We start from the raw sequence: 15,574 nt of genomic DNA on the forward strand, positions 1-15,574 counted from the left end.
TTCGTCTGATTTAAAATTTATGAAATTGTCTATATTTTATGAATTGAATTGTATCAATATCCACATGCTCTGTCAACAGAAATTTTCGTAAAAAAAGAAACTTCAGAATTTTAAGCTCCGACTGACATCGGTTTACATATATGAAACATCGATTCAACTAATAACATCGTTCGATACGTTCCAGAATATTGTACCCGTCCATCACTCATTAACTTTTGCAACCTCATATTTCCAGTCACTAATTTTTGTACATCCTCTTCCTCTAAACAAACGATTTGTTCCGTTCCTCTCGCCTCTTTCAAAAGTTCTATATAATCTCTTGAAATTTGTAACGAACAGCATTCATCTCCAAAACGAAAATTAACAGTTCTTTCTCCTTGCCTTAAAAGCGGTTCTAAATGATATTGACCATTAGCGTAATTTACAAATGATTGAAGCAAAGAATATAATTTCATCCTAAACCACATCCCTCATATCACTTTCTATTACATACCATTCCCTCTTATTAAAGGGCAATCCTGTTATTTTCGCTCGACAAATACTGTATCTATCACGCATGTCGACATATTTCCCAAGAAATATGTCGAGGCGGCAAAAACTTTGCCGCCTACTTTAATTCCGTATATAAATATTCCACCGAATGAAATGCATATATTTTCTTCATCAGTGTCCCATTTTCAAAAATAAGTAAACACGGTACACTTTCTATCCCATACTCTTTCGCTAAATGCGGGGCATAATTTAAATCTAACATTCCAATTTTCAAATCTTCAATCGTCATCTCAACGACCGTTAACATCTTCTTTGCCAATTGGCATGTTCCACACATTGGTGTATACACATATAACACTGTTTTTTCTTCATTTCCTATTAGGGCTGTAGCTTCGGCACCTGTCCAATCAATCACTTCTATCATTCCTTACCGTAAATATTCTGTATAAACGTCAATGTCTGCTCCCCATAATACATTTGCTAAATGTGAAGAAGGTGCAGTCGCCACCTCGCGATACGAGCGATCAATATAAATATGCTCTGCTTGCGGAAATTCTTTTCGGAATTGTTTCCTTAACTTTTCTCCTGCATCATCAGCATCCACTAGCACATATACGTCCTTATCAAAAAATTGATCAATGAGCTCATCCATTTTCGACAAACCAATTGTACCATTTGTACAAACAATTTCCACTGGTTCACGAATAATAGATTCAATCTTTCTTCTATCCGATTTACCTTCTACAATAATGACTTTTTCCACATAAATCATATGTCATCACCCGATCACCATATACTATACAACCTTTAACTTAGTATATAGTATATTCGTTATTTTCATGTTGTTTCCTGTTTATTTTTGCAAAAGAAAAGCGCAAGCGGCTCGCTCAGATTGCGAGGGGGATGGAGCTTCTGAGGTAGAGGCGCCTTTTGCCTCACAGGAAGACGCGAAGCCACCGAACAATCTAGCCCGCTGGAGCTAGACAATGAAAAGCGCAAGCCGCTCGCTCAGCATGAAGCCTCCATGAAAAAAGTTTTTCAAAAACGTTCTCCTACATAATAATTAATATATATGTTTTTAAATTCATTATGTACACAACATAAAAAAGGACAGCACAAAGGCTGTCCTTTTTCTTCGACTATAATTAGTCTTGGTTTGTCATTTCTGCATATTTTTCTGCAGTTAATAACTTCTCAACTTGGCTTGCATCAGAAAGTTCAACTTTAACCATCCATGCACCCTCGTATGGAGATTCGTTAACTAGTTCTGGTTGGTCACTTAATTCTTCGTTTACTGCTACAACTTTACCACTTACAGGTGCGTATAGTTCAGAAACTGTTTTAACAGATTCTACGCTTCCGAATGGCTCGTCAGCTTGGATTGTTGCACCTACTTCAGGAAGTTCAACGAATACGATATCGCCTAACTCACCTTGCGCAAAATGAGTAATACCGATAACAACCGCATTACCTTCTGTTTTTACCCATTCGTGTTCTTCAGAGTAACGTAAATTATTTGGAATGCTCATGACTGTACCTCCAGTGAATGTATTAATTATGTAAAAATACCTTATTGGTACTTTTTCCACACACTTTCAAACTGCTCTTCGTTAAAACCAAGTGTTACACTCGTTCCATCTGTTACAATTGGACGTTTAATTAACATGCCATCAGATGCTAAAAGCTCATACATTTCGTCTTCGCTTGCATCCTTTAACTTATCTTTTAAACCAAGTTCGCGGTAACGCATTCCACTTGTATTAAAGAATTTTTTTAATGGTAATTCACTTTTCTCATGTAAATTACGTAAATCTTCTTTTGACGGTGGATTTTCAACAATATGAATCATCTCATATGCTACATCGTTTGCCTCAAACCATTTCTTTGCTTTTTGACATGTGCCACATTTTGGATATGAATAAAATGTTACTGTCATAAATTCACCTACTTTTTTACTAACCTTTACCTTTATCATATAGAAAACATTTTATTATTTCAAACGATTATTCGCTAAACTTTTACTTATTTCGTGATAATTTTTAATAATCCTGCTAATTTTTCTTATTTTTCCGCCATTTATTAAGAAAAAATAAATATATAATTTTTTAAAATTTTTTTCTCATCCCACGCCGAACATATATCTTAAACAAACGTTTGATTAACTACCTATTTTTCTTTGTTAGCCCTTGAGCTGTATCGGTTTCTTCTTACCGAACATACATCTTAAACAAACGTTTGATTAATTTCCTACTTTTCTTTGTTAACCTTTGAGTTGCATCGGTTTCTTCCTACCGAACATACATCTTAAACAAACGTTTATTTAACCATTTCAGCCTATAATCACAGAACCCGGAAACACTTTAAATGACAAAGGCGTACAGATAAAAGGAACTAACGATTTTGGCCGTAATAGTGAGAGTATTCCATGATGTTGAAGAAATTACTGCAATGAAAAAAGCCCTAATTAGGGCTTCTTATTCCGCTTTTACAGCAAGACTACTATCCATGAAATTGCTAATTGAATGAAATAAAAAAAGACGCATTTAAAGTGATGCGTCTTTTGGCAATGTTTCTTTTGTGAAATCATATAAAGCAACTGCGCCTAAAATAACCAATATACTTTCAGGGGCATCTAACAAAATAGTTCTCCAAGTTTCTGATATTACCCATTTAATACCTGCGGCTGATTCAAGATACGCTTGAAAATAACTGATTGTAAAATCAATTACACATAAACATACAAGTAATGTTAGACCAAATTGAATCAATTTCTTATTTTTAAACATGTAACACCTCTCAAAATTCATTGGATATTTCTGCTTTCAGTTCATTACATATAAAAATCTTTATATGTAATTTTAACATGAATAAAATCCAAATAAATACAATATGCACATTTGCATATTTCATGAATATTGAGGAATTACTGTTAATAAAAAAGCCCTACAAGTGTAGGACAAAATAGCTTTAGCAATCCCGACAATTAATCGCATAAATAACGGAATCATTTGAACCACTATATAGCCAATCCCAGTCCTTGAAATAAGGGGAAATCCCTTTTCCTGGCTACCACCCATAATGAATATCCCGCCACATAACGCTACAACGGATGCGATAGAACCGACAGGTAAGAAATTACTGCAAAGAAAAAGCCATGCATAAACATGACTTTCATAGCATAATCACTTCTATATTCAATAGAAATTAAAGTGAATTATATTTCTTTACTTTTAAAGGAATAGATATTACATATAAATCTATAGCATAAGTAATAATCAAAATCCCTTTTCCTTCATCAGCAAATTTTGCTTGCAGAAACTTTTCTGAAACTTTCCTTTTTCCCCATCTCTTTGGAAGATATCCGAATCCTAAGAACATAATAATAGCCCGATACTCATTAACTTAACTACTTTTCTTTTTTCCATGATATTTCAAATTCTCCACCATGTTCTTCTGTTATAATTTTAACTTTATATGTATCATCTTTAGACACTTTAATATTATTTTTACTGTTTCCACTATTAACTTCCAGTATTGTATTATCATTTGAATCTAAAACATAAGCCTTTATGGTTCCTTGCTTAGTTTTATCATCAAAGGAAAATATCCAGCTTTCACCTTTTGTTACATCCATATCTTGAGTGGCAAAACCTGTGAAACTTTTATACTTTCCATCTATACTATTTGAACCTCCATGAACCTTACCACCAACAATCGTTCCCTCTCTTGTAAAACAACCACTAAGAACTACCAAACATAGAATAAATAATAATGTATTTTTAATAGTTTTCAACATCATTCCCCCTTATCCTCACAATAAATATCCTCCTATTTACATTCAAAAAAACTATAATAACTATAATATACCCTAGTGAATATATTATAATTATTATAGTTGTAAAATCAATAATGCTATTTTAAATCTTCACGCAACTTCATTTCATCTTCATTTACATATCCAGTAAAAATCACCTCTGATATATGTTCATGATTAAAAAACATATTATATTCGGTTGAAATATTTCCGATAGGATAATAACAAGCTACATAATCCCAAGTTTTCTTAGTTTTTGAATCTTCTTGTTTTCTACCATATATCATTAATGGCTGTTCCCATGTTTTAAATTTCACAACTGAACCAATCGGAAGTAATGTGTCTTTCTCTACCTTCTCCATTTTAATTCACCTCTTTATTTAATGAAAAATTTACCTATTTTATATAAAATTAAAAAACTAATAGGAACTGTAATTAAATATATCAATGAAAAGATTATTTTTTCTTTTAAATTATATGTAGCATCAAACATTGTAAGAATAATAGTACCAAAAAAACAAATAACAAAAAGAATTGTTAAAATTTTTTTCAAACTTTCTAAAGTCATAAAAGATACTCCTTTTTACTTTATCTCTACTTCAACACCTGTACCCACAGGACTAGCTCCAGGTCCCCAAGGGAAATTCACTTTAAATCCACTTGAACTTACCTTTAGTGAACCACCGGCTTGTCCAAGTGAGGCTGAACCACCAAGATGTAAATCATGATCTGTAAATGGTATAGGTATATCTATCCCCGCTTCATATTTTGCTAAAGAGGCCTCCGCCCCAAGTTCAAAGCCATTTTTATCTATTTTAGCAGCAACTTCCGCGTTTGCCATGCTTAAACTTGCTTCTCCTTTTAAATCTCTTCCATCAATATTTACTGAACCTTCAATACCTACTTTTACAGTGTTATATGAGGCACTGCCTCCAATAATTGCTCCAGCTTTCAATTCACCACCTATAGCTTTAGCATATAACGGGCCACTTCTTTCATTATATAAATAGCCTTCTTTAGACTTGGTACTTAACAAATCAGTTATTGATTGTAAATTAACTTTATTATTAATCCCTAATCCAGCACCTAATCCAGCAGCACTTAATCCGGCAGTACTTAATCCAGTAGCACCACTAGTCATATTAACTCCATTATTATCCGTTGTTTCAAACTTAAGGGCAATACGCACTAATTCTTCTTCAATATTTTTCAAATGACTATTAAAAGATTCATAAGCTTTGGTTAAAGTAGGCAAATCATTATAAAAAGATAAACTCGAAGCTCCTATCCATCTCATTTGAAGATTCAACAATTCTGAAAGAATCCTATTATGACGATCAGTTGCTTCAGCACTAGCGTATTTAAAATTTTTTGCCCTATTTCTTAATTCCTCTGGAGTAACCTTGATCTCTCCCATTTATACCCCCCCTTATTTCTATGGTTCCTAATTTAACATTAGAATTACACATTCATATAATTACTGTTTTTCCCAAAAAAATCAAGGTAAAAATTATATTATTTAGAATTTTTGATGATTGTATTCCATGATAGTTAGGGAATTCCTCCAAATAAAAAAGTAATCTATATATCTTTAGCAATTTTATAAACAATGGAATCATTTGAACCACTATATAACCGATTCCTGCATGCAAAATAAAGGAGAATCCTCGTTCCTGGCTCTACCTACCATAATAAAGCTAAAGCTGCTTGCATACTTGCCCACAAACCAATACCAATCGCAAGGGGGAAGATGTGGAACTAACATTATCATCCCTTGATAAAACGAGCTAATACTCGATGCGCTTTATTAAATTTTATAATTAAATCTGCAATAGCTGATATAAAATTATAAATCGGTATCATTACAGCCGCGAATGCATCTGGCATACGTTGTAAAGCTTGCGTGAGCTTCTCAATCACATTGTTATATGCTTCTACATAAAAAAATAAGAAGCCTCGTTTACAGGCTCCTTCATCATCTATTCAAATAATCTGCAATTGTTTGAAATACTACGATATACATATTATGAATACTTTCTTCTGTATTTCCACCATTCGATAAACCAACTGCCCATTGTTGTCCTTCACCACTTCCGATATTTGCAAAACCTTGCGTATACATAGCATTTACATCTTTTCGTGCACTGTTATACTCTATCCCTTTTGTAATAAAAGTTGAATATGATTTATCTTGTAAACCAATAAAAAATACTGGTTTCTTTAGCGATGAAAATACATCTTTATACTGCTCTGTTGAGGCTTCTTGAAAGTGATCTTTCATTATTAGAAAACCATCCACTTCCTTAGATTTCTTTTCCAATTCCTCTAACTTCACATTTTCAAACTTTATATTTCTAAACGTATCTTTCGGCTTTTCACCAACAACTCCAATTACGAGTGCTCTCCCGTTATATTCTAATTTCTCTCCTTCTTTATCCTTTGCACACCCAGTACTCACTAGGCATAACAATATAAAAACTAAGAAATAAAATGAACGCTTCATATAGCACCCTCCCCCTCTTTTAAGTCAAGTGACAAAAATGTAAGGTGAATTCAAGAAAATGTAAGCAAAATCGATAGCCCAATTGGATTTTCTATATTATAATCAATTGAATTTATTTACATTACTAAAACATAGGAGATTATCATGAAGAAATTTAAACTTTCATCTCTTCTTCCGTTAAGTTATATACTTCTACTCGTACTCGTAAGTCCCCTTTACGATGTATTAAATAAATCTACTGTTCACGCAGTAGATGTCACAACTGTAGTAGATGATTGGATTCCATTTGTGAAAGCATTTATTATTCCTTACTTACTTTGGTTTCCATACTTATACGGTGCACTTATTTATTACTGTTTTGCTGATCGAAAGCAATATTATGTCACTTTAAGTAGTGTAATTCTTGGAAAACTTGCTTGTTTTTCGATTTATTTTTTTTGGCAGACAACTGTACCACGCCCAACCGTCGTTGGAACAGATGTATTTTCCGAACTAGTCCGCTATATTTATAGTATTGATCATCCAGTAAACTGCTTCCCAAGCATTCATGTCCTTACGACATTTGTAATTATGTTAGCTGCCTTTAAGCGCAAGGAACAGCATACTTTGGAATATTACATCCTTACTTTCTTCGGTACGCTTATTATTTTATCAACATTATTTACGAAGCAGCATGCATTTGTAGACGCCATTTCTGGAATGACGCTTGCAAGCGTACTTTACTTCGGCGTTCAGTTGTTATTAGCAAAAGAAACCGTACGTGTTCCAGTAAAACAAAATCAAAAAATGTAAAAAGCAGACTGTGGCTTCAGTCTGCTTTTCTCTATATTAAGGAGATTTTCAAATTAAGATTGTGGTACAGTCATGTCACCAGAATGAATACGACCTGCTTTTTTAAGAGCAATGTACAGTATATAAGAAACAGCTACTGGAATGATGATATAAGTGATTACCATCGCTGGGACAACTTCCCACCCTTGGCTGGAAATTAAATTAATTGGTGCGATAAGAGAGCTTAATCCAAGACCTGCAATTTCTTTTCCTGCTTCCAGTTGGAAAATTAATGCTGATACTGGGCCCACTATAGCACTGGCGACGACAGTTGGGATGAGAATCATTGGATTTTTAGTAATGTTCGGCAACTGTACTTTTGGAGTACAAAGTGCCTGAGCTAATATGCCACCTAAATTATTCTCTTTCGCTGAAATAACAGAGAATCCGATAAACTGAGCAACACATCCTGCAAGTGCTGCACCGCCTGCAACACCATCTAAGCTAAGCGCTATCGCTAACGCAGCTGATGAAGCTGGAGAGATAAGTAACAATCCCCAAACTACAGCAATCACGATAGAAGCGATAAACGGGCTACCAGCTGAACTATCTTTAATGAATGCTCCAACTGTATTTAAAACTGGGCTAATATTTTGAGCTAACCAAATACCGACTAAACCAGAACCTAATATTGCTGCAAATGGAACGAGCATCATATCTAAAGCAGTTTTTCCACTTAATCGTTTACCAATATAAACTGCTAAAGTCGCTGTTAATAATGCACCGATTGGTTCACCTGTTTTAATGATGAGACCAGCTTCAGTAATTGAAATGGAACCTGCTCCAATTGCTCCAGCTACTATTGCTGAGAAAATTACGAGTCCGTTTGCACCGAGCATAAAGGCAATCCCGGCTCCAATTGCTGGTGCCATAAGTGATTTTGCAACAACTCCGATTGTAATAAGTAATGGGATATCAACAATTCTTCCTATATTTTCGATTAGTAAACCAATTCCAAGGGATACGAAAATACCCTGTGCGATTCCGGCAGAAGCTTTAAACACACGAGACATTATATATTCCTTCATTTGTTTCACCTTCTCCTATAATTTAGTAACCAATTGTTTTCATATAATCGCGTAAAACATCGTTTGATTTTGCAAAGCGACTTTCTTCATCTTCTGATAAGTTTAGTTCTACCACTTCTCTTACACCGTCTCTAGTAATAATTGCTGGTACTCCTGTACAAATATCGTATTCGCCATATTCACCATCTAAAATAGCTGAAACAGCGATAACACGGTGATCATCATTGAAAATTGAGCGCGCAATATAAGCTAAAGAATTTCCGATTCCGTAATAAGTAGTTCCTTTGCGCTTATAAATTTCCCATCCAGCTTTTGCAGTCTTCTCAACAATTTCATCTAAATCTATTTCACCAAATTGGTCTTTTTTCTCTTCTAAAATTTGTAAAATCGGCTTTCCACCAACAGTTACGTGAGACCAAGCAACCATTTGAGAATCACCATGTTCTCCTAATGAATACCCATGAATACTACGAGGGTCTACATGTAACATTTCAGATAAAATTGTTCTTAAGCGAGAAGAATCTAGTGATGTACCTGTACCAATCACACGATTTCTAGGTAATCCAGATAGCTTCCACACTTGATATGTAATAATGTCAACTGGGTTCGATGCGAGTAAGAAAATGCCATCAAATCCACTTTCCATTACGCCGCCAACAACACCCTCCATAATCTTAGCGCTTGCTCCTAAAGTGTCTAAACGACTTTGTCCAGGCTTCGGCGCTGGTCCTGCTGTAATAATGACAATGTCCATATCTTTGCAGTCTTCATAACTTCCTGCATATACTTTTGTTCTTGTATTTGTAAAGTTAATGCAGTGCGATAAATCCATCGCTTCTCCAACTGCACGTTCATGATTTATATCAATTAACAATAGCTCTTCGCAAATCCCTTGGTTTACAATGGAATACGCACAGCTTGATCCAACTAATCCAGTACCGATAATTGCAATTTTTCTTGTGTTTCTATTCATAGCAATCTCTCCTAATTGATCATGTAGTCTATTTCTTTCGTTCTTTACACCCCTAATTATAGAGGTTCTCACGATAGAAACCATGGATACTTTGTGAAATATTGAGCAAACTTTTGTCCTTTTTGTGAATTGTTATATTCCATTTTCGTCATATTTGTTACAACCGGAAAAATATTTTTTATGTATTTATTGACATATACCAAACAAAAAAACGAGCGAATCCATTCGCTCGTTTCATTCATCACACTATTCCGCACTTAATTGACTTTTTAATTGCTGTACAATCATTGGGTTAGCAGGCGCTGCCGGCTTATAATAACTTTTTTGCTTTGCGTATTCATACATATTACGTTGACGCATCTCATCTTGATTACGAATTTGAATTAACGTTTGATGTAACTGTTCATTATCAGACTGAGAAATATAATTTGCATAACTTGTTAAACTTGAATTTAACCCTGCTAAATAATCATTTACCATATCTTTTTCATTCATTTCTCTCTTCCTCCTATCCTAGAAAAGTCATTAATTGCTGTTTCGTATTTCGTGCATCTTGTGCATCCTTTTGTAGCATTTGCTTTAGCTGTGGATCTGTACAAGCCTGTGCATACTGGTCCAATTTGTTAATAATCGTCGCATGTCCACCAATTAAATGACGTAAGTTTTCTACTTCAAGCTCTGTTAAGTTTTGCATATAACATACCCGCCTTTCTTTGTTCATTCATCATTAGTATTTGGTTCTTTTTGGATTGTATTCATTAACTTTTCCCACATATAAACAAAATAAAAGATGAATAGCTAGGCCATTCATCTTTTATGCTAAATATTCATTCAATTTTATAAAGAAACAATCATACTTATACTCACAAGTAGGTTCCATACAATATGTAAAATGATGCTAGGTACAATAGATTGTGTTTTCTTATATAACATAGCAAATACAATCCCCATAATCATTGCCGTAATCGGAAAACCACCATGAAGAATCCCAAAGATGAAGGAAGAAATAATGGTACCAACTAGAAAACTATATTTCTTTTCAAAAAATCGATACAAAATACCTCTATATAAAATTTCTTCTTTAATTGGTGTAATTATAGCAACACTTAACACATATATAATACTTTGTAGACTATTTTGAAGTCCTAAGCTCCCTAATTGATCTCGTTGCTGCTCTGCACTTTCAAAGCTAAACAACTCTAACATTACATACTGAGTTAATGCAATGATGATAAAACCTATTAATAAATACAAGTAGGTTTTCCCATTTTTTAAAACAGATACATCCCAAATGTTCTTAATAAAATGAAGCACTGGTTTATAAGCAAATAAAACAATAGTAACAACAGCTGCATCAAATAGAAGTAAATAATATCCCTCTAAATTAGCACGTAATACCTCTTCTCCAAAAATTCCAAGGGCTAAAGCAAGGAATAATCCCCCTAAGAGTGAGAACCCTAGAATGCTTGCAATCGTTACAACTAGATTTTTATATGTTATGTTATCTACTTCTCTTTCTGCATTATACGCGTCTAACACTGTTTTTCTCATACTATTCCTCCATTTGTTTTCATTCCCTTAACAAAAACTATTAATACAAATATATAGATAATATAACAAGATTTTCAAAAAGAATAATATGCAATTTTACATATTATGAAAGCTTTGTATTATATAGTTTTTGGAACTAGATTACTATAGAATAATTATTAGATGGAATTCCAAAAATTTCTTATCTATCCACCATAACCCTCGCATCATATAAAACTTATTAATTAAAGGAGAAATGAACATGAAAACACATGACTTCCTTACAGAAATCCAGAAGGGCTCTGAACCTAATCCCTATCAAGACCCTATCGCATTTATTTTCGTTTGCTTTTCCTTAGCCATATACACATTTTTCAAACCTGCAAGATAATATCATTTAATGAGAAAAAGCCTACCGTTCTTTTGGAATCATATGCACTAAAAAACCTTAGAATCGCTTCTAAGGTTTCTGGCTATTCATACTCAAAACGCCATACTTATAAGTAACGAAAGAATTAATAATATAACTACCAATCCGCCGGTTACTCTTGCTATAAATTTCTTTTGTTCGCCCGCACTGGAAACGGTAAATCTGAAGTATAATATGCCACCCACCGCAATAAGAATACATTCCAATATGATACTAATAGCCGGAAATCGCCACAACCCAAAACCTAGCATAGGTAAGTCTCCGAAATTCCCTGGAAGTAGCGGCAAATCAGCACGGTGCACAAGTAAATCAAGAATCCAATGACTAAAAACTACAGCCCCAACAACAAAGCCACTCCGCTTGCCCCAAAACATCATACCCACCATTCCTGCAACAAAAGCAATAAACAGTGCTCCTATTAAAGAGTGTGAATAATCCGCTTGAATGATCGCTTCACCATAACCATTACTATTAATAGGTTCAATTGTCTCTACTCCTAAAACATAAAGCGGTAAAAAAATAACATCCAATAATTGTGTGCTTAACATGAGAGCCCAAAGTGGTAGTTTAGGTGACTTTGTTTTCACTACTGCCGCTAAGCCAAAATGTCCTGCAAACATTTCACTTCACATCCTTTTGTAATCTTGTCTCCAGCAAACCGCAGCCTACTATACAAAAAGCATGATCAGTAACAAATTCACGTTTTTTTGCTTCCTATTCAATCTCTCATTACATGTAATCCTTTAATAAACGTCTCCAATAATACATGTAAACTTGTATCTAAATCTAGCGGCAAACCAAATCCACCTTGCTGTTCAATCGACGCAAACCCATGACAAATACTTCTGAATCCACGTGTCGCATGAAGTGCATTCTCTCCTTCTAAGCCGTACTGTTGTAACACCTGCAGACAAAGCTTTACAATTCCGTCACCTGCTTTTCTTACTTCTTCATCTCGTAAAAAGGTTGCTTCATACAGTCCAGGATGTTTGCGGACGAATGCTACATACGCTTCTCCTAAAGCATGAACTGCTTCATCCATACGTTTACCCTCAGCCGCTTCTTCCAGTCTGTTATGCAGCTGTTTTATTCCGTACATACCGAGATTTTTCCGTACATCTTGTAAACCGTTCACATGATTATATAGCGAGGGTGAACGTACCCCTAATGTTTGCGCTAATGAAGCTAACGTTACTTCTTGTATTCCATTTGTATCTGCAATTTCTGCCGCTGTTTCTACAATTTTCTGTAATGTAAGTCCGATTCTCGGTGACATAAATTATCCCTCTTTCCTACCTTCTATATTCCGCTTAGCTTCCTTAATAGCAAGTTTTATGACAGTGCCCGGATTCTTTATCATTTTCCCATGTCCTGCCGCAAGCAAGGAAGGCTCATATTCACTTAACTTCTCTGCACTTTGTAATGATATTTCTTTGCTCCACGTTGCCATCGCAGGAAACGGAAACCAAAATTTCATTTGTCCCGAAACAGCCATACCTCCTCTTGTTTGGAATGCATCCCCGACAATAAGAGCTTTATTTCGTACATCAAGAAATGACATGGAGCCTGGCGTATGTCCCGGTGTCATAATCGCAAGAAGGGATCCAACTCGGTCGCCATCTTCCAATAAAACATCAGGTACCGTTTTTACTTTTTTAGGTACACCGCCTTTTATCGGTATATTCGGTTCATCCTTTTGTAACGTCGTATCTCCTTCTAACAGCTTTGCGTCCCGCTTAGAAATATAGACTGGAACATTAGGAAGTACTTCCTTTAACGCGTCTAATGCACCGATGTGATCATCATGCGCATGTGTTAATACAATCTTAGTAATTGGCTTCCCTATTTTCTCAGCCGCCTGTAAAATACCTTTTGTACTATATGGCAAAGCCGCATCAATTAAAGTTAAACCATCTTCTTCCTCCACAAAGTAACAATTCACAGGAAACACTCTTGGCAAAAATGACAATTGATATACCGTTTTTTCATGCATCATTCTCATATTTCCATCTCCCTTTTCACGAAAACTAATAACATTAGTTTTATTATACTAATGGTATTAGTTTTGTGTCACTAAAAATTTCATTTTTACAAAAAAAAAGAAAAGTAGCCGTTTATACGACTACTTTTCTTTACAGCTATTAAACTGTGTAACGCTCATCTTCTAAAATTTTCGCAGCAATTTCACGTTTCTTCGGAATTACGTTAAGTGGTGTGTGGCGAGTTAATTTGCGTAATGATGATAACATCATGCGCAGCATGTCGCCATTTTCAACTGCGATAAGTGTTTCTTTCGCATCTGCTTCGATTTCGTTGAATGCTTCTTGGCAGAATACTTCAGTGTATAACACTTTTTGTTTATTCTTTTCAAGACCAGTTGTTTTAATTGCTTTTTCTGTACGAAGAAGAGCTGATTCCATTGCGTAAAGATTGCTTACGATGTCAGCGATATTCACAAGAATTTCTTGCTCTTTATCTAATGCTTTACCGTATTTTTGAGCAGCTAATCCAGCTACCATTAAGCCGATTTTCTTCGCGTTCTTTACTAAATATTTTTGAAGTGCTAATGGCTCATCGCCTACTTCTTCTGGCATCATCATCATTAACTCTTCTTGTAATTTTTGTGCTTTTTGTAGTAATGGTAATTCACCTTTCATCGCTTTACGTAAGAACGTACCTGGTACGATTAGGCGGTTAATTTCGTTCGTGCCTTCGAAAATACGGTTAATACGAGAATCGCGGTACATTCTTTCAATCTCGTACTCTGCCATAAATCCGTAACCACCGTGAATTTGAACACCTTCATCTACTGTATAATCTAACACTTCAGAACCGAATACTTTATTTAAAGAGCACTCGATTGCATATTCAGCGATAGAAGCTGCTACTGCTTTACCGTCTTTTACTTCTTCTTCAGATAATGTGCTCATGCGGCTTTCGAATAAACCTACTGTACGATATACAGAGCTTTCAGCTGCATATGTTTTCGCTGCCATATTCGCAAGTTTCTCTTGAATTAATGGGAAGCGAGCGATTGGTTGTTTGAATTGTTGACGTTGATTTGCATATTGTGCTGAAATTTCTACTGCACGTTTCGCAGATCCAACTGTACCAACACCTAATTTATAACGACCGATATTTAAAATGTTGAACGCAATAATATGGCCTTTACCGATTTCACCAAGTAGGTTTTCTTTCGGTACTAACGCATCTTCTAAAATTAACGTACGAGTTGAAGAACATTTAATACCCATTTTCTTCTCTTCAGGGCTTGTAGATACACCAGCGTAGTCTTTCTCTACGATAAATGCTGAGAAGTGCTCTCCATCTATTTTTGCGTATACGATAAATACGTCAGCAAATGCAGAGTTTGTAATCCATTGTTTTTCACCATTTAATACGTAATGCGTACCTTCTGCGTTTAAACGTGCAGTTGTTTTTGCACCTAATGCGTCAGATCCTGAACCTGGCTCAGTTAATGCGTATGCCGCTAATTTTTCACCAGTTGCAAGTAGTGGTAAATATTTTTTCTTTTGCTCTTCGTTACCGAATAATACGATTGGTAAAGATCCGATACCAACGTGAGCACCGTGAGTGATTGCAAAACCACCAGCGCGCGAGAATTTCTCTGCGATTAACGCTGAGCTTACTTTATCAAGACCAATTCCGCCGTACTCTTCTGGTACGTCAGCGCCTAGTAAACCAAGTTCACCAGCTTCTTTTAAAAGACGAACAGAACGATCAAACTCGTGTTGCTCTAAATATTCAAGCTCCGGAAGAACTTCATTTACGATAAAGTCCTCTGTCGTTTTTGCAATCATTTTATGCTCAGATGAAAAATCTTCTGGCGTAAACACTTGATCAATTGTAATTTCCTCTACTAAAAAGCTACCGCCCTTAACCGCATTTCCTACTGTTTTTTCCATGAAAATTTCCTCCTTCATATTTTCATAAGCCGCTTCTCTCATTTTGA

General features: G+C 35.1%; 22 protein-coding genes and 1 pseudogene. 1 reads left to right on the forward strand and 22 read right to left on the reverse strand.

The annotated features are described in order from the left end of the window. Positions 1 to 110 precede the first annotated feature (110 nt). From AC0IXC_RS17455 to AC0IXC_RS17515, 13 genes and pseudogenes are all read right to left on the reverse strand, one after another. The gene (locus tag AC0IXC_RS17455; protein WP_002015939.1) at positions 111 to 455 is read right to left on the reverse strand and encodes a hypothetical protein; all 345 of its coding nucleotides are present in this window, start codon (positions 453 to 455) and stop codon (positions 111 to 113) included. A 152-nt stretch (positions 456 to 607) separates the two neighbouring features. Continuing rightward, positions 608 to 916: a thioredoxin family protein gene (locus AC0IXC_RS17460; protein ID WP_002015940.1), complete on the reverse strand. Its 309-nt coding sequence runs from the start codon at positions 914 to 916 to the stop codon at positions 608 to 610. A gap of 3 nt (positions 917 to 919) precedes the next feature. Then, positions 920 to 1,264: a toprim domain-containing protein gene (locus AC0IXC_RS17465; RefSeq protein ID WP_000640865.1), complete on the reverse strand. Its 345-nt coding sequence runs from the start codon at positions 1,262 to 1,264 to the stop codon at positions 920 to 922. Between the two features lie 373 nt (positions 1,265 to 1,637). After that, a complete protein-coding gene (gene gcvH, locus AC0IXC_RS17470) occupies positions 1,638 to 2,021 on the reverse strand; it encodes a glycine cleavage system protein GcvH (protein WP_000026895.1) in 384 nt (127 codons plus the stop codon). 41 nt (positions 2,022 to 2,062) lie between these two features. Then, entirely contained in the window at positions 2,063 to 2,428 is a 366-nt protein-coding gene (locus AC0IXC_RS17475; RefSeq protein WP_002129756.1) for an arsenate reductase family protein, read from the reverse strand. 607 nt (positions 2,429 to 3,035) lie between these two features. Continuing rightward, a complete protein-coding gene (locus tag AC0IXC_RS17480) occupies positions 3,036 to 3,278 on the reverse strand; it encodes a DUF3937 family protein (protein WP_002143630.1) in 243 nt (80 codons plus the stop codon). Between the two features lie 120 nt (positions 3,279 to 3,398). Then, positions 3,399 to 3,608, reverse strand: a pseudogene (locus AC0IXC_RS17485) (hypothetical protein); the annotation flags it as partial. A 290-nt stretch (positions 3,609 to 3,898) separates the two neighbouring features. Then, positions 3,899 to 4,288 (reverse strand): hypothetical protein, encoded by a 390-nt coding sequence (locus AC0IXC_RS17490; protein WP_471653082.1) that lies wholly within the window; start codon positions 4,286 to 4,288, stop codon positions 3,899 to 3,901. A gap of 116 nt (positions 4,289 to 4,404) precedes the next feature. Then, positions 4,405 to 4,668, reverse strand: a complete 264-nt coding sequence (locus tag AC0IXC_RS17495) for a DUF4176 domain-containing protein (RefSeq protein ID WP_002143636.1) — start codon at positions 4,666 to 4,668, stop codon at positions 4,405 to 4,407. A 14-nt stretch (positions 4,669 to 4,682) separates the two neighbouring features. Further along, positions 4,683 to 4,874, reverse strand: a complete 192-nt coding sequence (locus tag AC0IXC_RS17500) for a hypothetical protein (protein WP_002143637.1) — start codon at positions 4,872 to 4,874, stop codon at positions 4,683 to 4,685. 15 nt (positions 4,875 to 4,889) lie between these two features. Continuing rightward, positions 4,890 to 5,723, reverse strand: coding sequence for a WXG100 family type VII secretion target (locus AC0IXC_RS17505; RefSeq protein ID WP_002143638.1), 834 nt, complete (start codon positions 5,721 to 5,723; stop codon positions 4,890 to 4,892). 350 nt (positions 5,724 to 6,073) lie between these two features. After that, on the reverse strand, positions 6,074 to 6,226 hold the full coding sequence (locus AC0IXC_RS17510; protein ID WP_002034624.1) for a hypothetical protein: 153 nt from the start codon (positions 6,224 to 6,226) through the stop codon (positions 6,074 to 6,076). Positions 6,227 to 6,281: 55 nt separating this feature from the next. After that, entirely contained in the window at positions 6,282 to 6,809 is a 528-nt protein-coding gene (locus AC0IXC_RS17515) for a hypothetical protein (RefSeq protein ID WP_012261939.1), read from the reverse strand. 144 nt (positions 6,810 to 6,953) lie between these two features. Here AC0IXC_RS17515 and AC0IXC_RS17520 point away from each other — a divergent pair, with 144 nt between their 5' ends. Further along, positions 6,954 to 7,601 (forward strand): phosphatase PAP2 family protein, encoded by a 648-nt coding sequence (locus AC0IXC_RS17520; protein WP_002143641.1) that lies wholly within the window; start codon positions 6,954 to 6,956, stop codon positions 7,599 to 7,601. Between the two features lie 53 nt (positions 7,602 to 7,654). Here AC0IXC_RS17520 and AC0IXC_RS17525 read toward each other — a convergent pair whose 3' ends face one another. The 9 genes from AC0IXC_RS17525 to AC0IXC_RS17565 form a co-directional block, all read right to left on the reverse strand. Next, on the reverse strand, positions 7,655 to 8,668 hold the full coding sequence (locus AC0IXC_RS17525; protein ID WP_471653083.1) for a PTS sugar transporter subunit IIC: 1,014 nt from the start codon (positions 8,666 to 8,668) through the stop codon (positions 7,655 to 7,657). A gap of 22 nt (positions 8,669 to 8,690) precedes the next feature. Then, positions 8,691 to 9,641: an L-lactate dehydrogenase gene (locus AC0IXC_RS17530; RefSeq protein ID WP_002034621.1), complete on the reverse strand. Its 951-nt coding sequence runs from the start codon at positions 9,639 to 9,641 to the stop codon at positions 8,691 to 8,693. 246 nt (positions 9,642 to 9,887) lie between these two features. Beyond that, entirely contained in the window at positions 9,888 to 10,136 is a 249-nt protein-coding gene (locus AC0IXC_RS17535; protein WP_002015950.1) for a spore coat protein, read from the reverse strand. 13 nt (positions 10,137 to 10,149) lie between these two features. Then, the gene (locus AC0IXC_RS17540) at positions 10,150 to 10,335 is read right to left on the reverse strand and encodes a hypothetical protein (protein WP_001180550.1); all 186 of its coding nucleotides are present in this window, start codon (positions 10,333 to 10,335) and stop codon (positions 10,150 to 10,152) included. A gap of 143 nt (positions 10,336 to 10,478) precedes the next feature. Beyond that, positions 10,479 to 11,192 (reverse strand): CPBP family intramembrane glutamic endopeptidase, encoded by a 714-nt coding sequence (locus AC0IXC_RS17545; RefSeq protein WP_061690069.1) that lies wholly within the window; start codon positions 11,190 to 11,192, stop codon positions 10,479 to 10,481. A gap of 462 nt (positions 11,193 to 11,654) precedes the next feature. Then, positions 11,655 to 12,221 (reverse strand): permease, encoded by a 567-nt coding sequence (locus AC0IXC_RS17550; protein ID WP_471653084.1) that lies wholly within the window; start codon positions 12,219 to 12,221, stop codon positions 11,655 to 11,657. Positions 12,222 to 12,319: 98 nt separating this feature from the next. After that, positions 12,320 to 12,877, reverse strand: a complete 558-nt coding sequence (locus AC0IXC_RS17555; protein WP_088033213.1) for a TetR/AcrR family transcriptional regulator — start codon at positions 12,875 to 12,877, stop codon at positions 12,320 to 12,322. A 3-nt stretch (positions 12,878 to 12,880) separates the two neighbouring features. Beyond that, entirely contained in the window at positions 12,881 to 13,603 is a 723-nt protein-coding gene (locus AC0IXC_RS17560; RefSeq protein WP_044439224.1) for an MBL fold metallo-hydrolase, read from the reverse strand. 139 nt (positions 13,604 to 13,742) lie between these two features. Next, entirely contained in the window at positions 13,743 to 15,527 is a 1,785-nt protein-coding gene (locus AC0IXC_RS17565; protein ID WP_002089410.1) for an acyl-CoA dehydrogenase family protein, read from the reverse strand. Between the last annotated feature and the right edge of the window lie 47 nt (positions 15,528 to 15,574).

It is taken from the genome of Bacillus sp. AC266, from assembly GCF_979253805.1.